This is a genomic window from Pseudorhizobium tarimense, from assembly GCF_022968135.1.
GTDB lineage: Bacteria > Pseudomonadota > Alphaproteobacteria > Rhizobiales > Rhizobiaceae > Neorhizobium > Neorhizobium tarimense.
Window position 1 is genome coordinate 85,212 of the sequence record NZ_JALJRA010000009.1, and the last position, 19,175, is coordinate 104,386.

The 19,175-nt window shown below is 61.9% G+C and carries 21 protein-coding genes; 7 read left to right on the top strand and 14 right to left on the bottom strand.

What is annotated here, in order from left to right; all coding sequences use genetic code 11:
* Nucleotides 1–5: 5 nt before the first annotated feature.
* From MUU54_RS12410 to MUU54_RS12425, 4 genes are all read right to left on the bottom strand, one after another.
* Nucleotides 6–491: a DUF421 domain-containing protein gene (locus tag MUU54_RS12410; protein ID WP_281433315.1), complete on the bottom strand. Its 486-nt coding sequence runs from the start codon at nucleotides 489–491 to the stop codon at nucleotides 6–8.
* 225 nt (nucleotides 492–716) lie between these two features.
* Nucleotides 717–926: a hypothetical protein gene (locus tag MUU54_RS12415; RefSeq protein WP_247244335.1), complete on the bottom strand. Its 210-nt coding sequence runs from the start codon at nucleotides 924–926 to the stop codon at nucleotides 717–719.
* 137 nt (nucleotides 927–1,063) lie between these two features.
* The gene (locus MUU54_RS12420; protein WP_247244336.1) at nucleotides 1,064–2,239 is read right to left on the bottom strand and encodes an HPP family protein; all 1,176 of its coding nucleotides are present in this window, start codon (nucleotides 2,237–2,239) and stop codon (nucleotides 1,064–1,066) included.
* Between the two features lie 120 nt (nucleotides 2,240–2,359).
* Nucleotides 2,360–2,833 carry an NUDIX hydrolase gene (locus tag MUU54_RS12425; RefSeq protein WP_247244337.1) on the bottom strand — a complete coding sequence of 158 codons (474 nt, stop codon included), beginning with the start codon at nucleotides 2,831–2,833 and terminating at the stop codon, nucleotides 2,360–2,362.
* 181 nt (nucleotides 2,834–3,014) lie between these two features.
* On the opposite strand from MUU54_RS12425, the gene MUU54_RS12430 reads away from it, so the two are divergent.
* The 4 genes from MUU54_RS12430 (at nucleotide 3,015) to MUU54_RS12445 (ending at nucleotide 5,241) form a co-directional block, all read left to right on the top strand.
* The gene (locus MUU54_RS12430) at nucleotides 3,015–3,380 is read left to right on the top strand and encodes a universal stress protein (protein ID WP_247244338.1); all 366 of its coding nucleotides are present in this window, start codon (nucleotides 3,015–3,017) and stop codon (nucleotides 3,378–3,380) included.
* Between the two features lie 44 nt (nucleotides 3,381–3,424).
* Nucleotides 3,425–3,844 (top strand): universal stress protein, encoded by a 420-nt coding sequence (locus MUU54_RS12435; RefSeq protein ID WP_247244339.1) that lies wholly within the window; start codon nucleotides 3,425–3,427, stop codon nucleotides 3,842–3,844.
* A gap of 107 nt (nucleotides 3,845–3,951) precedes the next feature.
* Nucleotides 3,952–4,893, top strand: coding sequence for an NAD(P)/FAD-dependent oxidoreductase (locus tag MUU54_RS12440; protein ID WP_247244340.1), 942 nt, complete (start codon nucleotides 3,952–3,954; stop codon nucleotides 4,891–4,893).
* 63 nt (nucleotides 4,894–4,956) lie between these two features.
* Nucleotides 4,957–5,241 carry a hypothetical protein gene (locus MUU54_RS12445; RefSeq protein ID WP_247244341.1) on the top strand — a complete coding sequence of 95 codons (285 nt, stop codon included), beginning with the start codon at nucleotides 4,957–4,959 and terminating at the stop codon, nucleotides 5,239–5,241.
* Nucleotides 5,242–5,287: 46 nt separating this feature from the next.
* Here the strand turns inward: MUU54_RS12445 and MUU54_RS12450 are convergent, their stop codons facing one another.
* A complete protein-coding gene (locus MUU54_RS12450) occupies nucleotides 5,288–6,091 on the bottom strand; it encodes an SDR family NAD(P)-dependent oxidoreductase (protein ID WP_247244342.1) in 804 nt (267 codons plus the stop codon).
* Nucleotides 6,092–6,282: 191 nt separating this feature from the next.
* Between MUU54_RS12450 and MUU54_RS12455 the strand changes: the two genes are divergently transcribed.
* Together MUU54_RS12455 and MUU54_RS12460 are read left to right on the top strand one after the other, a co-directional pair.
* Nucleotides 6,283–6,717, top strand: a complete 435-nt coding sequence (locus tag MUU54_RS12455) for a DUF983 domain-containing protein (RefSeq protein WP_247244343.1) — start codon at nucleotides 6,283–6,285, stop codon at nucleotides 6,715–6,717.
* Between the two features lie 54 nt (nucleotides 6,718–6,771).
* A complete protein-coding gene (locus tag MUU54_RS12460) occupies nucleotides 6,772–7,023 on the top strand; it encodes a hypothetical protein (RefSeq protein WP_247244344.1) in 252 nt (83 codons plus the stop codon).
* A gap of 70 nt (nucleotides 7,024–7,093) precedes the next feature.
* Here MUU54_RS12460 and MUU54_RS12465 read toward each other — a convergent pair whose 3' ends face one another.
* Nucleotides 7,094–8,473, bottom strand: coding sequence for a UDP-glucose dehydrogenase family protein (locus tag MUU54_RS12465; protein ID WP_247244345.1), 1,380 nt, complete (start codon nucleotides 8,471–8,473; stop codon nucleotides 7,094–7,096).
* A gap of 222 nt (nucleotides 8,474–8,695) precedes the next feature.
* On the opposite strand from MUU54_RS12465, the gene MUU54_RS12470 reads away from it, so the two are divergent.
* Entirely contained in the window at nucleotides 8,696–9,553 is an 858-nt protein-coding gene (locus tag MUU54_RS12470) for an SDR family oxidoreductase (protein WP_247244346.1), read from the top strand.
* 20 nt (nucleotides 9,554–9,573) lie between these two features.
* Here MUU54_RS12470 and MUU54_RS12475 read toward each other — a convergent pair whose 3' ends face one another.
* From MUU54_RS12475 to MUU54_RS12510, 8 genes are all read right to left on the bottom strand, one after another.
* Nucleotides 9,574–10,842: a cytochrome P450 gene (locus MUU54_RS12475; protein ID WP_247244347.1), complete on the bottom strand. Its 1,269-nt coding sequence runs from the start codon at nucleotides 10,840–10,842 to the stop codon at nucleotides 9,574–9,576.
* Between the two features lie 9 nt (nucleotides 10,843–10,851).
* Nucleotides 10,852–11,136, bottom strand: a complete 285-nt coding sequence (locus MUU54_RS12480; RefSeq protein ID WP_247244348.1) for a hypothetical protein — start codon at nucleotides 11,134–11,136, stop codon at nucleotides 10,852–10,854.
* The gene (locus MUU54_RS12485) at nucleotides 11,133–12,455 is read right to left on the bottom strand and encodes an NAD(P)/FAD-dependent oxidoreductase (protein WP_247244349.1); all 1,323 of its coding nucleotides are present in this window, start codon (nucleotides 12,453–12,455) and stop codon (nucleotides 11,133–11,135) included. Before MUU54_RS12485 ends, MUU54_RS12480 begins: the two co-directional genes overlap by 4 nt.
* Nucleotides 12,456–12,857: 402 nt before the next feature.
* Nucleotides 12,858–15,392 (bottom strand): malto-oligosyltrehalose synthase, encoded by a 2,535-nt coding sequence (treY, locus tag MUU54_RS12490; protein WP_247244350.1) that lies wholly within the window; start codon nucleotides 15,390–15,392, stop codon nucleotides 12,858–12,860.
* Nucleotides 15,389–17,215 carry a malto-oligosyltrehalose trehalohydrolase gene (gene treZ, locus MUU54_RS12495; protein ID WP_247244351.1) on the bottom strand — a complete coding sequence of 609 codons (1,827 nt, stop codon included), beginning with the start codon at nucleotides 17,213–17,215 and terminating at the stop codon, nucleotides 15,389–15,391. The genes treY and treZ overlap by 4 nt, the downstream gene beginning before the upstream one ends.
* 198 nt (nucleotides 17,216–17,413) lie before the next feature.
* Nucleotides 17,414–17,557 (bottom strand): hypothetical protein, encoded by a 144-nt coding sequence (locus tag MUU54_RS12500; protein WP_247244352.1) that lies wholly within the window; start codon nucleotides 17,555–17,557, stop codon nucleotides 17,414–17,416.
* A gap of 54 nt (nucleotides 17,558–17,611) precedes the next feature.
* The gene (locus MUU54_RS12505; protein ID WP_247244485.1) at nucleotides 17,612–18,298 is read right to left on the bottom strand and encodes a metallophosphoesterase family protein; all 687 of its coding nucleotides are present in this window, start codon (nucleotides 18,296–18,298) and stop codon (nucleotides 17,612–17,614) included.
* Nucleotides 18,299–18,354: 56 nt separating this feature from the next.
* Nucleotides 18,355–19,161, bottom strand: coding sequence for a nucleotidyltransferase family protein (locus MUU54_RS12510; protein ID WP_247244486.1), 807 nt, complete (start codon nucleotides 19,159–19,161; stop codon nucleotides 18,355–18,357).
* Nucleotides 19,162–19,175: the final 14 nt, after the last annotated feature.

Genomic DNA, 19,175 nt, shown 5'->3' on the forward strand with positions numbered 1-19,175 from the left:
GGCCGTCAGCTCTTGCGCGGAATAACACTGATCGAGCCGTCGCTCTCGAGGATCACCGCATCCACATCTTCGATGCCCTGAAGCCCCTGCGACCGGATCGAGGAGAGCACCTCATCCTCGGTCAATCGCTGGTCGAGTAGGGTCTGGCTGCAGAATGCGCCGTTGCGGGCGACTAGAGTCGGCTGTGACCTGACCATCTTCGCAAAACCGTGGGAGCGCACGGAGATGAAGGTCAAGAGATACTGAAGGCCGATCAGCAGCCCCAGCGCGACCGCCCCCTCGGCAAGCGCAATAGACTTCTGGAGCAGGATGGAGGAGAGCGTCGAGCCGAGCGCGACGGTCACGACGAGGTCGAAGGCGTTCAGCTTCCCTAGCGTCCGTTTGCCCGAGATTCTGACGAAAAGAACCAGCACGACATAGGCCAGCCCGCCGACGATGGCGGTCCGGACGATGCTCGTCCAGTCTTGATAAAACATCTCGCTCCAGTTCAAGACCACCTCCATTGCTGATCGGGAACTGCAGGAACGCCCGGAAAGTTCCGAAGCGGGATCCCACGAGCACAGTTGGAGATGCGGGAGAGCTGGCAGTCCTCCCGAGGCGGAAACCCTTCAAGGGTGCCAGGGTGCGACGACATGATAGTAGTCCATCGCTGCAGATCGGGGTCTGCAGACGGAGTGCGATGAGGCGGGCACGATGCTCGAAGGCAGCATTTCCTCTTACATGGAGATCTCAGCTTCACGCCGCAGCTTCAGCGCCGCCGTCAGGATCGTTCTCGTCCTGAAGGCCACGAACGGCACCGGTTTGTTGTCCGCCTCGGCGCCCCTTAGCTTCATGTCCATGTAATCGATTGCAGCGACGATCTCGTCACTGTCGACGGAAATATCCTGAGCAAGCGTGCTCGCCATGGTCGCAAGTCTTTTCGGCATGGTGCCCCCTCAACTCGCGTAGTTGATAATGCGTACCACCTACGCAGAAGTTTCATTGTGAACCTATGCTGTGTGCCGTTCAATCGACCTTTGGAGTAGTTTGGCTAGACAATATGCCTTAGGATTAGCCCCTTGGCTTAAACAGCGGCGGCCGGTTCCTTTTGAACTCCGAGCAGCGCCGCGCGAGAGTTGCGGAAGAGCGCCGCGATGAGATCCGACTGCGTCACCATGCCCACGACGTGATTGTTGTCGTCGACGATCGGCATATGGTGAAGCCCCATGTCGGCCATGGGCGGCACCAGCTTGGCAATCTTCGTTTCCGGCAAGGCGGATTGGACACGTCTCGTCATGATCTCGCCGACACGCTTGGGGCCGCCGCCGGACGGCAGGATCCGTCCTGCCCTCACGCGCAGGCTCAAGGTGCCGCGATCGTTGAGCACGGACATCCGCATGAAGTCGGTCTGGGTGACGATGCCGACGAGCTCGGATTTTTCGTCGACGACGGGAAGAGCCTTGAGCGGGCCCTGTGCCAGCAATTTCCAGCAGACGCGCAGGCTCGTCTGCGGCGAGACGGTCTCGATGTCGCCAGACATGATTTCCCCGCAGGTGACTTCGCCGGAGCGTCGCTCATACGCGCGGATCTGGGCCTGATGCAGCAGAGCGTCCAGTTCCTCCGGGCTGATGTTGACCACCTCGCCATACTGTTCGAGCACGGCACGCAGATCCTCCGGCACAACACCGATTTGTTGGGCAGGCAGTGCGGTCTCAGCCTTCGCGCCATGTCCTGCAGCGGGTGCCAGATGCGGGTAGGGACGGCCGGTCGCATTGTTGAACACATAGGCGCTGGCAAGCAGCAGCAAAGTGTTGATACCGACCGGCGACAGAACGAACCAGTACCCCCAGTCATGGATCGCGTTACCGCTAAGAACGGCCGTTAAAGCGACGGCGCCACTTGGGGGATGAAGGCAGTTCAGGAGCAACATCAAGCCAATCGAGATGGCAATGGCAGCGCTTGCCGCCATGACCGGATCCTGGAGCAGCAGCGCACACGTGATACCCACCGTTGCCGAGACAAGATTTCCGCCGAGGATCGACCACGGCTGAGCCAGGGGGCTGCTCGGCGCGGCAAACAGCAGTACTGCGGAAGCTCCCATCGGCGCAATCAGCAGCGGGAAGCTCCCACCATCTCCCAGCGCCATGCGGCTCAACAGTCCCGTCAGCAGGATGCCGACAAGGGCACCGGACGATGCGCGGATCCGTTCAGCCGGGCTGACGGGGACGATGGACGGGTTGAGACGTCGGAGGAGGGACATGAAGGGGCACCCGTGGCAGAGGAGCCTCTGATACCAGAGCCTGTGCCACTGGAATAGGCAGATCGCCCTAAGATGCGCCATCGCCTTGGAAAATCCGTCTGCGATGTGCGGCCATTGACGTCACAACTCGTCCGCCGCAAGCGCCTCAAGATCCACAAGCATGGGCACTTGACCCTTGAGGATTTTGGTTCGAGCCTGCTCCAGGGCAAACCATTCCGCTTGATCGATTTCAGGGAAGCTCTGCTTGCGTCCGGAACGGGGTGGCCATTCCAGTTCGAATGTGTTGCTGACGATGGCGGAGGCGTCGATCGGCTGTTGCGGCTCCACCGCCCAGACAAGCACCAGCTTGCCTCCCGGCTGCCGGTATTCTCCAAGCCAGTGGAAGTCGCCGGAGACGTCTGTGCCGAGCTCCTCGTGCGCTTCGCGACGGGCGGCGAGAAGCGGATCCTCGCCCGCGTCAACCAGACCCTTGGGAATGGTCCAGGCACCGGCATCCTTGCGGGACCAGAAGGGACCGCCCGGATGGCACAGCAGAACCTCGATCCCATCGCCCCCACGGCGGAATATCGCCAGTCCAGCGCTTTGTTTCACCATGCCAGTTTCCTTTGTTCGTCTGGACGCGAAACGCACCAATGCGAGCCTATGACGCGATATCTTTCATCGCTCAAGGACCTGCCGCCGCCGGTATGTCCGCACTTGACAAAGATCAATGTGGGTCGTCCGCGGTAGACGTACATGGTTCGAAAATTCTGCCGTTTGCAGAGGAGGTTAGCAGATGCCCTTCAAGACCATCCTGGCCGTTCTCGGCGGCGACGACATGAGCAAGCACATGCAGCGCGCGCTGGAGCTGGCCTTGGAAATTGACGCGCATCTTTCGGTCGTGGCGCTGCAGGTGGCGATGGCGCCGACGCTGAGCGATTATCCGGTGGATACGGACTGGCTCGATCATCGCCGGGCGCATCATGAGACTTTCAAGGCAGCTGCAGAGGCTGAGAAGGACCGTTGCGCGGCGAGCGGAGCATCTTTCGACTTCTCGACCTTTTACGATGAGCCGCTCTTCCTGACGGAGGAGCTTTCCGACGTGCCCTCTACGCCGACCTGGTTGTTCTGGGAAGCGGGGCGAGAGAGAACGAGGATCTGACACGGGTCACCGTTAACGGCGCGCTCTTCGACGCAATGCGTCCGGTGGTTCTGCTCCCGCAGGACAAGGCGCCGACGCTGCAGCCAAAGCGGATCGTGGTGGGGTGGAACGACAGGGTCGAGGCTGCGCGAGCAATCCGGGAGTCGCTCGATCTCCTCAAGGGTGCCGAAACGGTGCATGTGGTGATGGTTGATCCGCAGAGCCCCTATGGCGACAACGATGGGGAACCGGGGGCGGAAATCGCGACCTACCTTTCCCGCCACGATGTCAATGTTTCCGTCGATCAGCTGCCAAGTGGTGGAGGTGATGTCGCGGAGGTGATCAGTGCTCACGCGGCCGATGTGTCGGCCGATATGATCGTGCTCGGCGCCTATGGCCATTCGCGGCTGCGCCAGCGCGTCTTCGGCGGTGTGACGAGTTCGGTGCTCCGCCAGGTGCAGCTTCCGACGCTGATTGCCCGCTAGCTGGATACGCCCGGAAAAACGCGACTGGCAATAAAGTCTTTGTCCGGAACCGCGGTCGCCTGCAGGAGTTAGGCGCGTTTGCCCTTGATCAACTCCGGAGGGAACGCATGCCTGCCAGCAATCCGGCGGAACAAGTAGCCACGAAAGTCCCCTTTGATTGCCTCGTACTCGGTGGCGGTCCGGGCGGCATGACGGCGGCGATCTATCTGGCGCGGATGAACCGCAAGGCTCTCCTCATCGACGGCGGATGCAGCCGCGCGAGGCTCATCCCGCGATCCTATAACCATCCAGGCTTTCCCGGCGGAGTAAAAGGGCGGGATCTGCTTGGCCGTATGCGCGAGCAGATGGCAGAGCTCGGCGTGTCCGTCGTGGACGGAGACGTCACGGGCTTGGAAAAGACGACGGACGGCTTCTTCCAGATGGACATCGACGGTCGGCCTGTCTTTGGCCAGAACGTCATCTTCGCGACGGGCCTCGAGGACAACCTCCCGCCGTTCGAAGATGCAGCGGATCTCGTTTCGTCGGGTTACCTGCGGATCTGTCCTATCTGCGACGGTTACGAGATCGCTGGCCGGCCGGTTGCGGTGATCGGCTCGACCTTGCGGGCGGTCGCTGAAGCCCGTTTCCTGAAGACCTTCACCACCTCCATCGCCATCGTGACGCTGGGCGAGGTCCCTGGCTGGGACGAGGCCACGGATGCCGAGTTGCGAGACGAGGGCATCGCTGTCGTCGAGCAGGAGCTATTGACGCTTTCCAGAACCGAGACCGGTGAGCTCGACCTGCTGTTTGAGGACGGGAGCCGGATGAACGGCGTCGTGCTCTACACGGCGCTCGGCGTTCGCCCGAGATCGCGGATTGCGCAGCAGATCGGCGTCCGTCTCGAGGAGGACGGGCGCATCACGACGGGGCCGCACCAGGAAACGAATGTTGACGGCTGCTTCGCCGCAGGCGATGTCGTGACGGGCTTGAACCAACTGGGCGTTGCGATGGCGCATGGCGAGGTCGCTGCCGTCGCCATACATAATCGGTTGCGCAACGGAACCGGCTGACCGCTGCGGAACTCGGAAGGGGACCGATCGGTTGGGTTGCGCGAAGGAAAGGCAAGGTGGCTCATGAGACATATCGCGATCATTTCCGCACTGGTGGTGGCGCTTAGCGCCTGCACCACGACCGTTGCATCCACGTCGCCGGGCCTTGAGCCCATCCCAGGCAGCATCACCTATGGAGGGCAGCCCCGCACGCGGCTGACCAAGGCTCCGATCGGCAGTCCGGTGCATCATCAGTTCCGCAACGAGTTCGGGCAGCGGGTGGAAGAGCTCTACATCATCCAGCCCGACCGCAGCCTGAAGCTGGTCTCGCGACACGTCTATCGTGGCTGGCCGTTCGGCGACGACTGAGCGTCTTCGCAGGAGAAGAAGCCCCGCCGTCACGGGGCTTCTTCATTCAGTTGGCCTTGCCGCTGCCGGGTTCGGCCATCTTGCGGTGCTGTCCGGCCAGCATGCCCGCCGGCGTCACATTGGCGGCCGCCGACATGATTTTGTTCTTCCAGCCGGCAACAACATCGCCTTCACCGTCCATCATGGCCTTGAAGCCGACTTTGGCGACATAGGCCGGATCATCCTTCTTTCCTTGTCCAATCGCCGTATCCATCAGATCGGCCCGTTCGAAGAATTCCGTGTCCGTCGGCCCTGGCATAAGGCAGGTGACGGTGATGCCCGTGTCCTTCAGTTCATCCCGAAGGGCGAGCGAGAAGCTGTTGATGAAGGCTTTGGTGCCGTTGTAGACGGCCTGAAATGCGCCGGGCATGAAGCCGGCAATCGAGCCGGTGAAAAGGATACGGCCTGACCCGCGGGTGCGCATGCGGTTACCGATCGCATGGGCCAGATGGATGGTTCCGGTGATGTTGGTGTCCACCACACGCTGGGCATCTTCCGGATTCTCGTCGAGAAAACCGTGACCGAGGCCAACGCCGGCATTGGCCATTAGAAGATCGACGGGGCGGCCCAGGGAGGAGATGCCGTCGACGAACCGGTGCACGCCGTCTCGTGTGGCAAGGTCCACCTGCATCGCCTCGACCTGAATGCCGAATTCCTTCAGTTTCATCGCGGCTTCCTGGATGCGCGGCTCGTTTGCCGCGATTGCCAGGTCGTAACCTTCCTGGGCGGCGCATTTGGCCAGTTCATAGCCGATGCCGGTTGAGGCTCCGGTTATGACCGCCAGGCCCTTGCCTGTTTCCACCGGGTTCATGGGGTTCTCCTTGTAGCTAGGACGACGCTCCGGCGCCAGTCTTGTTGCCGGACAGAACCAGAGGCCGGATGAAAGGTTCCTATTCCGCTGCGACGGCTCGTGTCGGGGCAGATTGACGCGCCGTGAACGGAAACCCTTGCTGAGAGAGCAGGTTCGGCAATATGGCAGGAGAAGTTTCGGAAGGACCAGACATGACATCTGATGCGCATTGGGCTCCCTTGTCCCCCTACAGCACCGGGCTGAGGGGCCGCTGCCCGCGATGCGGGCAAGGACACCTGTTCGACGGATTCCTGAAGCTGCGGCCGAATTGCGAAGTCTGCGGCCTCGATTACTCCTTCGCCGATCCGGCGGATGGGCCGGCCTTCTTCGTCATCTGCTTCGCCTGCGTGCCCAGTGTCGCCCTTGCGGTCTGGATCGAGGTGGTCTTCCAGCCGCCGTTCTGGGTTCACCTGCTGACTTCGCTTCCCTTCATGCTGCTGACCTGCATCCCGCCACTGCGGCCGCTGAAGGGTTGGCTTGTGGCGAGCCAGTATTTCTATAAGGCGGAGCAGGGAAAGTGGGATCAGAGCGATCCTGCAAGCTCTCCACCGGCCACCAGACAAGTTCAGCCTCAACCTGAGGAATAGTCGGAACTTTTCTCCCGCCAAGTAATTCGTCAGGTAGCCAGCAGGGAGCCCGACATGCTTGACGTAGAAAAAGACACCGACCGAGAGAGCCATCGCCGAGCGCTTGCCGTGGAGGGCGTTCTCCTCCTTCTGATTGATGGCTTGGCCGCACGCGGCACGATCTCGGCGGACGAAGCCGAAGACATGCTACGGATACTGTCGAAGAGCAGTGATTTCTCCGCCGCCCGTGCCTCGAGCTCCCTGCGCATCGTCGAGCAGCTGCGGCGCCTGCGTGGGGGAGACGGGATGGCAACGCCGGGCGCGTGACAAACATAGTCAAAACAACAAAGGGCGCGATCACCGCGCCCTTTGTTGTTTGGGAGGACAGACAGAGAGGTCAGGCAGGTGCCGCCGCAATCTCACTCCAGTTGCCGGTTCCGGCGCCGGTGCGGCGGGCCTTGATACGCTCTACGGGAGCAGCCGCCTTGCGACCGATGCTGACATATTTCAGGCCACGTGCCGCGACGGCCTCAGGCTCAAAGAGATTGCGGCAGTCGATCACGACGCGCCCCGACATGGACTTGGCGAGCCGGTCGAGGTCCATACCCGCGTATTCGTCCCATTCCGTCAGGATCACGACCACATCCGCATCACGGGCCGCTTCATAGGGGCAATCCGCCCAGGCAGCGCCGGAGACGTGACGTTCCGTTTCATGACGGGCCTTTGGATCATGGGCGGTCACCTTGGCGCCAGCCTTCAGCAGGAGCGGCATGATCGTCAGCGCTGCGGAATCGCGCACGTCGTCGGTATTGGCCTTGAAGGCCGTCCCGAGGATCGCCACCCGGCGGCCTTTGCCGCCGAGCTCGGACAGGATGCGTTTGGCGAGGGCAGACTTTCGCACCTCGTTGCGGTCGATCAGCGTCTCCACGATCGCCTGCGGCTGGCCGAAGCGGCGGCCAATGGCGGCAAAAGCGCGGGTATCCTTCGGGAAGCAGGAACCGCCAAAACCCGGCCCCGGGTTCAGGAACGCCCGGCCGATCCGCCGGTCGAGGCCAATGCCGTCTGCAACCGCCGCCACGTCACCGCCTGCGGCTTCGCACAAATCCGCCACTTCGTTGATGAAGCCGATCTTGAGCGCCAGGAAGGCGTTGGCGGCGTATTTGATCATCTCGGCATTGGTGGTGTTGGTCGCGATATAGGGTATGCCCTTTTCCCGCAGCGGCGCGTAGAGCTGTTCAAGCACTTTGGCTGCCCGCGCATCGTCTGCTCCCGCGACGATGCGGTCTGCTTCCAGGAAGTCGCGGATCGCAGATCCTTCGCGGAGGAACTCCGGATTGGAGGCGACGTAGACATCGCTGCGGCCGCGGGCCTCGTGGACCAGGCGACGAACCATCTGAGCAGTGCCCGCCACAACCGTCGACTTGATGACGACCACGGCTTCGGGCTTCAGAAGCGGTGCCAGGGAGGTTGCGGCATTCTTCACATAGGAGAGTTCTATGTCACCATCTGGACCTGACGGCGTGCCCACTGCGATGAAGACGGCGTCTGCCTTGGAGGCCGCCAGCGCTGGTTCATCCGAAAACGAAAGTCGGCCAGACTCGACATGCTTGCTGATCAGTTCGGAAAGCCCCGGCTCATAGATCGGGATTTCGGCTCGCCTCAGTCGCGCAACCTTCAGTGCATCATTGTCGACGCAGGTGACCCGGTGCCCAAGCTCTGCGAGGCAGGCGCCCGTGGTCAATCCCACATAGCCTGCTCCGATCATCACAACATCCATGCTGTCTCTCCCTGGCATTGTACATTCGCAAGCCGCGGTTCCAGCAGCTGCAGATGCACATGAAACACCGCCGGAGGTCGAGAGTTCCGGAAGAAGTCATTGTTGTTGAAGTTATTGATGAAGATGCGCGGGCAGCGCTACGCGATTGAGTTCACGATGGAACCTAGCGCGAGGGATGGGGTTGGGAAGGGCGATCCAGTTCCCACCTGAAACGAGGATGCCATGAGCCATTACCCCACGCCGCCTTTCCCTGAAAAGACGTTACCGATGCCCGGCCGGACCAAAGACATGGAGCCGATCCCCGATCACGGCGAAAAGAGCTATCGTGGGTCTGGCCGGTTGAACGGCCTGAAGGCCGTGATTACCGGCGGCGACAGCGGCATTGGGCGCGCGGTTGCCATTGCCTATGCCCGCGAAGGCGCGGACGTTCTGATTGCCTATCTGGAGGAAGACGAGGACGCGCAGGAAACGAAGCGGCACGTCGAAGAGGCAGGCCGCAAGGCTGTCCTGGTGCGTGGCGACATTCAGTCGGCGGAGCACTGCCGCAAGATCATTGATACCGCAGTGAGCGAGTTGGGTGGCATCGACATTCTTGTCAACAACGCGGCCCACCAGGCGACCTTCTCCTCGATCGGCGACATCTCCGATGAGGAGTGGGAGCTGACCTTCCGCGTCAACATCCACGCGATGTTCTATCTGACCAAGGCTGCCGTGCCGCACATGAAGCCGAACAGCTCGATCATCAACACAGCATCCATCAATTCGGATTCGCCGAGCCCGAGCTTGCTGGCCTATGCGACCACGAAGGGCGCGATCCAGAACTTCACCGCGGGTCTCGCTCAATTGCTGGCCGAGCAGGAGATCCGCGCGAATGCCGTTGCGCCCGGTCCGATCTGGACGCCGCTCATCCCTTCGACGATGAAGGGGGACCGTCTGACGCAGTTCGGCAAGCAGGTGCCTATGCAGCGTCCGGGACAGCCGGCGGAACTGGCGACGGCGTATGTCATGCTGGCCGACCCGCAGTCGAGTTACGTGTCGGGCGCGACGATCGCCGTCACCGGCGGCAAGCCCATCCTCTAACGCTCTGCTGAAGGCGCGGCTTAATGATCAGGCCGCGCCTTTATCTCTTCAATCACGAAGCCGCTGTCGGGGAGGGCGGGGACGCGGTTCATCTCCACCGATAGATCCTGTGGCGGCACGGTATAGTGCATGCTCTCCATCAGCAGCCTGACTGATTGCTTCAGCAGTTCGACGGTGATCGTTTCGCCGGGGCAGCGGTGGGTGACGGCTGCCTGTCCCGCACCCTGCGGAATGAACTCATAGTCCTGGTCGCGCCAGGATATGGCGCGGTCGGTACGGAAGCGGTCCGGCTCTGGAAACAGGTCGGGGGCGTGCGTCGTGCCGTAGAGGTCTAGGAGGAGCCACTGTCCCTTCGGCAGCAGGTGACCGTGCCAGCTAATCTCTTCTTTCACTCTTGCGCCGACGAACGGAAAGAAGGGGCTCTTGCGCCGAACCTCTTCGGCGAAGGCTTCCAATTGCTGGTCGTCTTTTAGGTCTGCTGTCTGCTCCGGTTGCTCGTGCAATTGCAGAGCGGCAAAGACGATGAAGCGCCCCACTGCGACCACCGGCCGGAGTATGTTGATAAGCTCGACGGCCGCTTCCTCCACCGTCAGAGGCTTGCCATCCATGTCGACGAAGGTTGCAACACGGTGCAGAGGAATTTCGGGCTCCAGCGGGAGGGCGCCCGAACGGACCTGTTGAACCAGCTCCCGGGACCACCGTTCGGTACGCCTTCGCCGCCAAAGCGCGGCCACAGTCGCGGGACGGAAATGTCCGGCGTGCTCCACCATCCCGGCCAGTTCAGTTGTCATCTCTGCATCATCGCGGACCGGCACACCCGTCCATCGGCAGACAGCCCGCGTCAGGATCAGGTTGACCTCGTCGATCAGAACGACCCGCTCCTGCGCTTCCCAGGACGCCAGACGGGCGAGCCACTCCTCGCGAAAGATGTTTGCAAGCCGCTCCACCTGGCCTGGCGCCATGAGGATGGAGATGAAGAGGCCCTTGCGATGGCGATGCTGGTCCCCATCCAGCTGCTGAACGCTCCCCTTGTCCTGCAACAGCCGCAGGACGGTCTGCGGCATGGACTGCTGGCGCGTGAGCGGCGCCTGGCCATAGAAGAGTTCGGCCGCCTGCGGTCCCTGCATGCAGATCACGTCGGTCAGCGTGAGCCGGGTCCGGAAGATGTCCGTGCCGAGGCGCCGGCAACGATTGGGAATGAAGTGGTAGCCCTCGCGCAGCAGCGAAAGCGTCGCGTCCCAGGCGCCGTCACTGGGAATGGCGGGTGAAGATGAAGCATTCTCGGACATGTCGCCTCGTCAGGTGCGCCGGCCGACCTCGCGGGCAAGGTCTTCGAAGTCGAAGGCCTCTCCACGTTCGGAGGCTTCGTTTGCCAGGAGCAGGATGCGGATCGGGAAGGCGACGGCCTTCTGGTGCGACTGCGAAACGGCAAGCGGCTGGCTGTCATCCAAAACCGTCTGCTCCGCTTCCTGCAACACCGTCTGCAGTTCCGAGCTGGTCACGACCCCCTTGCTGACGAGCAGGCGGTTGATGGCGGCCAAGGCGAGGTAGAGGCCTTCCAGTTGTGGGTTTGCGGTATTCATGTTTCTCTCCTCTCGGTCGATGCCGGCACCTCGATCCCCGCATTCTCGTCGATCAGGCGGGCGCCCCGCTGGCGAGTGGCGTAGCGCCAGATCCACTGGATGCTGACGAGCAGGCGTTTTTCGAAGTTCACGAGCAGATAGACGTGCACGATCGCCCATAGGAACCAGGCGAGCCGGCCCTTCATCTTCCACGTGCCGAAATCGAAGATCGCCGCGTTGCGGCCGATCACGGCGGTGTTTCCGCGGTCGTGGAAGCGGAAAGGCTGCGGTTGGCGTCCCTCCAGAAGCTTTGTCCTCAGCGCTGCTCCAAGATACTCGCCCTGCTGCTTTGCGACCTGGGCGAGCGCGGCGAGCGGTTTTCCCTCCTCGCCCATGCCAAGCGCCGTATCGCCAACAGCATAGATATTGCTCATCCCGGTGACGGCGAGATCGGGATCGACTGGAATGCGGCCACCGGCTTTGCCTTCGATCCCCAGCCAACTGGCGGCCGGTGAGGCTTTCACGCCCGCGCCCCAAATGATGCATCCGGTGCGAAACGTCTGGCCGCCCGCAATCACCTCTTCCTTTGAGATCTTCTCGACCGGAGTGTTGGTCAGAACCTGCACGCCCGCCTTCTCCAGCGAGCGCTCGGCATACTGCGCCAGATCGTCGGGGAAGGCCGCGAGAATGCGTGGCGCGGCTTCGATGAGAATGACCCGGAAATGTTCGGGCGCCAAATCGCGGAAGTCACGGGTGATCATGAAGTGGCCGAGCTCGGCGATCGCGCCCGCCATCTCGACGCCTGTGGGGCCACCGCCGATGACGATGCTGGTCAGCAGCGCCCGCTTCTCTTCCGGATCCCGCGTCTGTTCAGCTTTCTCGAACGCGAGCAGCAGGCGCTGGCGGATCAGGCGCGCTTCGTGGATCGTCTTCAAGCCCGGTGCATGAGCGCGCCAGTCGTCATGGCCGAAGTAGTTGTATTCCGATCCCGTGGCGATGACGAGCTTGTTGTAGGCAATGGGCTCGCCTTCGGAAAGATGCACCACCTTGGCAGCCGGATCGACGCCGACCACCTCGGCAAGCGCCACCTTTATGTTGCGGTAGCGACCGAGGGTGCGCCTGATCGGTTCCGAGATATCTGCAGGTGAAAGGGCGGCGGTGGCAACCTGGTAAAGGAGCGGCTGGAAGAGGTTGTGGTTGCGCCGGTCAACGACGGTGACGTCAATTTCGGTGTTGCCGAGCTCTCTGGCACAGGCGAGGCCGGCAAAGCCCGCGCCGACGATCACGACGTGCGGACGACCAGCCAGTGATCCAGTTGTTGTCGTTCCTTCTTCGACCATGTCTCCCCGCGCTTCTGCGGCCATTCACCGGCGACAGCGACAGTTCAACACGAGCTTTGGGCAAATGTTCCATCGCCGTCAGAGCCTGGAACCTTTTTGCGGTGGCCCCGTTCAACTTGCCGAGAAACACAGGAGAGAAGCATGTACAGCATCGTCTGGTTGGTCGGCGCAATCGTCATCGTGATCGCCATCCTGAACCTTATCGGCATTGCTTGATCGTCATCTTTGGTCCTCAGACAAAGGAGAGGAATATGAACAGCATCATATGGCTCGTCGGAGCGGTTGTTATCGTTCTTGCCATTCTGTCTTTTCTCGGCCTCGGCTGAGAAGACACGCATCCCTCAAGGGATTAAGAAAGGCCGCTGATCATGATGATGAGCGGCCTTCTTCTTTATCGTTCTCTCACTGAGAGACCAGCAGAGCAAAAGGATGACCCGCAAAGCACCAGTTCACCGACAGGCTGCCCTTCGGCTGGTATTCCCGGCCCGTGAAGATGTCTTTGTAGCTTCGTCCAGCCAGCGTGTCCGGCAGGTCGATGTCTGTCTCCGCCCAATGTATGGAGGTGTAGTGCCCGTGCCGGAATGCGCCGAAGACGAGCCGGGGCGCGATCAGGATCATTGCGTTGTCCCCGCTCTGCCTTGCACAGCTGATGATATTGGGTGCCCGCTTTCCTTTGATGTCCAAGGGAAGGTAGTTGCCGGCGGAGAATAACGCGGGCTCCTTTTGGCGCAGGTTCAAGACCTTCGAGATGACGTTCTGCTTTAGGCGGCCGCTATGCCAGTCCGCTTCTTCCGATGGCAGCTGCGGCCCGTCAGCCAGCCCCTTCCCCAGAAGCGCGAAGTCGGGCGGGCGGCGGTTGTCGGGATCGACCAGACTGAGATCGAGACGCTCGCTGCCCTGGTAGATGTCGGGTACACCCGGTGCCGTGAGCTTGATCAAGGTCTGCGTTATGCCGTTGACCAGCCCGGTACGGACAAACGGGGTGATGGTGTTGGTGAAGTCGGAGAGGAACTCCCTGTTGTCGGGGGCGAGAAGTGCGGCGGCATAGGCCTTCACCGCGCCTTCGTATTCCTCATTTGTGTCGTTCCAGCTCGTCCGCTGTTTTGCCTCGCGGAGAGCCTTTTCGACGAAGGCGAGAAACCGCTCTTCCAGTGCCTTCAGCCCAGCCGCATCCTCGGCTGCCAGATCCGCCGGCCAGGCACCGAGGAGAGCCTGGTAGAGCATCCATTCCACCGCCGGCTCGGGTGCGGGTCCATCGGCGAGCAAAGCGACGTTGGCGCGGTTCATCGCGCGCCAGCGGGTTACCGCCTCGGCCCAGACATCCGGCGCCTCGCTCAGGGTGTAGAGGCGAGCCCGCGCATCTTCTCCCCGCTTGGTGTCATGCGTCGATGTGCCCGACAAAGCATGCGGCTGACGCTGCAGACGCGTCTGCATTTCCTGGTGGAAATGCTCCAATGACGCCGGGTGCGGCTCCGCCTCGCTGCCGACTTCGTTCAGGGCGATGAAGCGGTGGTGGCGGAAGAAGAGCGTGTCCTCCAGCGACTTGGCCATCAGCGGGCCGGTGAGCTGCTGGAAGCGCATCCGGAAAAGCGATGCCACGTCTGCTTGTTCGGTCGCCACCTCCCCAAGCAAGATTCGCTGAATGAACTGGAGCGCTTCCCGACCAGGCGCGTGCGGTCCTTGCTCCACCGACCGAACCACTTCGGCCAGCCGCTCGCGGCCTTCGTTCGGCATGCCGTCAGCCGTGCCGTAGGTGCGGTAGACGGGGAAGGCGACAAGAAGTTCGCGTAGTGCGTTGTGCAGGTCATGATCCGATATCGAGTCTGATGCCTCTCCTGCATCGCGCAGTCGGACTGCCAGCTTTCTCAGGGCGGCAACCTCGCCTTCGAAGTTGTTATTCGCCATCAGGAGCTTCGCCTGACGCAGTTCCTCCAGCGGGCGGCCCGGTTGTCCCGTGACAGCCTCATAGGCATCCGTCAACGCATCCGACTTGCTGCCGTCGACTAGGGCGTCGCTGAGGGCGCCGATGAACTCATAGCCGGTGGTGCCGGAGATCGGCCAGTCGGCGGGGATCTGCTCGCCCTCACCGAGGATCTTCTCCACGACGATATAGGTCTCGGGCCCAACCTCCTTGCGAAGCCGGTCGAGATAGTCCTTCGGATCGGCCAGCCCATCCACGTGATCGATCCGCAGCCCATCCACCCGTCCGTCCCGTACGAGCTCTAGGACCGTCCGGTGCGCGGCGTCGAACACCTCCGGATCTTCGACGCGCAGGCCGACGAGGCCCGTGATCTCGAAAAAACGGCGGTAGCTGAGTTCGCGCGGAGCATCGCGCCACGACATCAGCCGCCAAGGCTGGCGGTCGTGAAGGTCGGCAATCTCTTCCGGCTTTCTGAGAGAGAGCACCTCTTCCTCTCGTCCCTCGTAGCTAGAGGGTTTGAGCGGGTAGTCGGTCTCGTAGTAGGTAAGGGATGGCTTGCCCGTCTTCGGATCCCGTTGGATCGAGAGTTCGCCGTTGGAGAGAACCGTGTCGAAGGTGTCGCCGAGAAAGGGCAGAGTGAGGCGGCGGCTCCAGTCGATGTCGAAGTAGTGGGCGAACCGGCTTTCCTCGCCATGCTCGACGACGTCATACCACCAGGGGTTTTCGAGCGACGCCGCCATGTGGTTCGGCACGATATCGAGGATCAGGCCCAGCTCATTCTCCTGCAATGCGCGCGACAGCCGGTCGAACCCTTCGCGGCCGCCCAGCGTCGGGTCCAGTTCATTTGCATCGGTGACGTCGTAGCCATGGGTGGAGCCGCTCGTCGCCGTGAAGATCGGCGAGGCGTAGAGGTGGCTGATTCCGAGCCGCTTCAGATAGGGAACGAGGGCTGCTGCCCCGTCGAAGGTCATGCCGTTGCGGAACTGAATGCGATAGGTGGAGGAGGGGATGATCACGCTTGGCCTCGCGCAGTGGCGGTGACGACGACGGAATTGGACGCAAGGGATGAACCCGACGCTTGCGCCGGATAACGGAAGATGGGCTCCCCTGGGAGGTTCGGTAGTGGCCGGCCACCGTCGCCGAGGTTGATCGCCAAGCCAAGCTCACCATCCGGGAACGTCCAGCGGACGGCGACGACGCCGTCGCCGGCTTCTAGTATGGAGCCACCTGCTTCTTTCGCATTGCGGATCAGGGGCACGATCTTTTCTCGACGAAGCTGCAGGAGCTGCTTCGTCAGCTTCATCCAGCCGCGCCCATCTTCTGTCTCCGGCTTCTGCCAGTCGAGCTTGCAGTCGGTGAAGGTGCTCTTCAGGTTGGGGTCCGGAATGACCTCGTCCTCATCCCCGTGGCCGGCATGGCCTTCGAATTCCCGCCGGCGCCCATCGCGCACCGCCTTGGCAAGCTCGCCTTGAAAATCGGTGAAGAACAGGAACGGCCGGGTCTCGCCGAACTCTTCGCCCATGAAGAGCAGGGGGATGTGCGGCGACAGGAGCAGCGCCGAGAGCAGTGCCTTGACCTTTGCCTCGCCTGCCAAGGTGATTAGGCGATCACCAAAGGCGCGGTTGCCGATCTGGTCGTGGTTCTGGATGAAGTCGATGAAGGCGACGGGGGGCTGCTTGCGGCTGTCGACGCCGCGCTTTTCGCCGTTCAGCTTCGACTTTTCGCCCTGATAAGCAAAGCCTTCAGCGAGCGTTCGCGCAACGAGGTGCTCGGTCTTCTCCACGAAGTCTATGTAGTAGCCGTCGGTTTCCCCGGTGGCGTAGACGTGGATGGCATTGTGCAGGTCGTCGTTCCATTCGGCAGTGAACAGGGGAATGCCACCGTCTGCGGTCCGCTCGTGCAGGAATGTCACGTTGCGGGCATCCTCCGTGGTCAGGTGGATGCGGCGCTCGGGGAATTCGGCACGGATGCGCTCGGCGATCTCCACGAGGATGTGCTTTTCCGATTCTTCGTCAGCGATCTGATCGATCGCATCGAAGCGCAGACCGTCGAGATTGAATTCGTCCAACCAGTAGAGCGCGTTCTCGATGAAGAAGCGGCGCACGGCGTCCGTCTCGTAGGCGATGGCGTCGCCCCAAGGCGTATGCTTTTCCGGATGGAAGAAGTTCGGTGCGAGGAGAGGAAGGTAATTCCCTTCCGGACCAAAGTGATTGTAGACGACGTCGAGGAGCACCATCAGGCCGTGGCCGTGGGCCGCGTCGATGAAAGCCTTCATGTCCTCGGGCGTTCCGTAGGCGCTGTGTGGTGCGTAGAGCAGCACGCCGTCGTAACCCCAGCCGCGATCGCCGCCGAACTGCGCCACCGGCATGATCTCTACCGCCGTGATGCCGAGCTCGACCAGATGCGGCAGCTTGTCGATTGCCGCCCGGAAGGTGCCGTCTTCGGTGAAGGTGCCGACATGCATCTCATAGATGACCGCCTCCTCCCATGGACGGCCTTTCCACGCAGCGTTCTGCCACTCGTAGTTGGTCGGGTCGATGACGAGCGAAGGACCATTCACCTCGTCCTTCTGTCCCCGAGAGGCGGGATCCGGGATGGGCGTGCCATCGGCCAGCACGAAGGCGTATTCGGTGGCGGCGGTGACGCCCGTCGCCAGCAGCTCGAACCAGCCGTCATTGCTGCGGCTCATGGGGGTTTCGCTGGTGTCGAGGCGGAGGATCACCTCTTCCTGCCCTGGCGCCCAGACGCGGAAGCGCACCTCGCCAACAGCGACGAATTCGGCGCCCCATGTCTTGGGGAAGGCGCGGAATTCGGTGTTTGCGTCAATTTCTGATGTCATGGATCTACCCCCTGATGCGGAGACGGTCAAACGGACGAAGCTGAAGCTTGTTCCAGAGCCTGATTGGCCAGCTCTAAAGGGTAACGCCGCCGATCGAGGTCAGCCGCAGGATTGCAGTTTCGCCTCAAGGCTCTGTTCAATAACAAAGCGGCCGCACCAGGTCTGGCGCGGCCGATATCGCAAATAGGTATGGAAGCCTCAGCGGCCCGCATCGTCCTTCTTGTCCTTGACCTCCCGGCCATTTTCCTTGGCCTTCTTGTCGTCGCGGGCAAGCTCGTGCTCGACGACATCGCGCGAGCCTTCGGCCGGTTCCTGTTCGAGATGCGATCCGTTCTGCGTCATGTACTTTCTCCTTGCTCAAAGATCGAACCGCGACGGGACGGATAGGTTCCTCAGTTACAGGTCGAGCAAGGCGTAGGGCTTGCCCGTCGGCTTTTCGATATGGGATGCGACATTGTAGACGGGCGCGCCGCCCGGTGTGCGGCCTTCATAGGTGCCGCGATGGGCGTGACCATGAACCACGGCGGTTACTGGAAAGCGGTCGATCGTTTCTGCCAGGCGGGACGAGCCAAGGAAGGGAAAGATCTCTGGAGGTTCGCCTGCGACGGTCTCAACGATCGGCGCGTAATGGAGCACGACCATTGCCCGCTCGGAGCGAACCTGCCGAAGCGCGTTTTCCAGCCGCATCGTCTCCTCAACGCTTTCGGCGACCATCGCCTTGATCGCAGGTTCGCCGAAGGAGCCCAGCATGTAGCGTCCGAAACCGCCGGCAAACCCTTTTACCCCTGCAAAGCCGACGCCGTTGATCTCGACCGCCTGACCTTCCAGGATCTGGACGCCCGCGCCCTTGACGATGTCCTTGACCTCATCGACATGGCCGCATTCATAGTCGTGGTTGCCAAGGACGGCGACCACGGGGATGGAGCAGGACCTGAGATCGTCGGCCAGCAATTCCGCTTCCTTCGGCTTGCCGAGGTCGGTCAGATCGCCGGTGAGCACGAGGATGTCGGCCTCCTGCGAGATTTCGGCGAAGAGATCCTTGTAGGACGCTGACCCTGTTTCCTTCACATGCAGGTCGCCCATGGCCGCGACCCGCTGCAGGCCCTTGGGCTTCTTCGTTTCGCTCTTGGCGTTGCCTTTCACGGATGCGGATTTGCCCAAGCCGAGCCTCCTTCTGCTGTTTCCTCTCTTTCACGGAGTTCGCCTTCGCCTCCGACATCGGCGAAGCCCCATTCCTTCACGTCGATCTCGAAGTCGACACGGCTGAACATGCGTCCGCGGCAGATCTTCATCTGCGGAAGCGGCAACTGGCGCTGCGCCTGCAGCCGGTCGAGGAGTTCGTCGAGCAGCCAGTCGGGGACCTTGTCGCGCTCGGTTGGGTAGATCCAGCGGAAGTTAAGGAGGTGGATCAGCAGCACCTCCCAGTGCACTTCCATGTGGTTGAGCAGGCGCTGCCAGTCGATCTGGTCATGTGCGCGCAGGATCACGTGGACGACGTCGCCGCCGTCATAGCGATGGCGCAACTGGACGAAGCATTTCGACCAGATCAGCTCAGTGGGCGCAATGATGCGAACCGGATGGCCGTTCAGCGGCATCTGGCGCGCGTTGTCGAACCAGGCGTCGCCGATCGGCATGGTGCCGTTGGAGCCAGCAAAGATGACGTCAAAGAAATGGTTGCCGCGGATGACCTTGCCAAGCCAGCGATCATCCTCCACCGCGATCTGGTAGCCGCGCTGCTTGAAGTGGGCGAGAATGCGGGCATAGTCGCCGGCGCGGCAGAAGATGTCGAGATCCTTGGTCGGCCGCGTGATGCCGGTATAGGCGCTGACCGCATAGGTGCCGGCCAGCAGGAAGGGGATGCCGCAGGCGGCTAGTTCATCCAGCGCCTCCTGCACGAAGGCTTCGGCTTCGGCATCGACCAGCGTAGGTGATGCCTTGGCTTCCATCTGCGGCATCATTT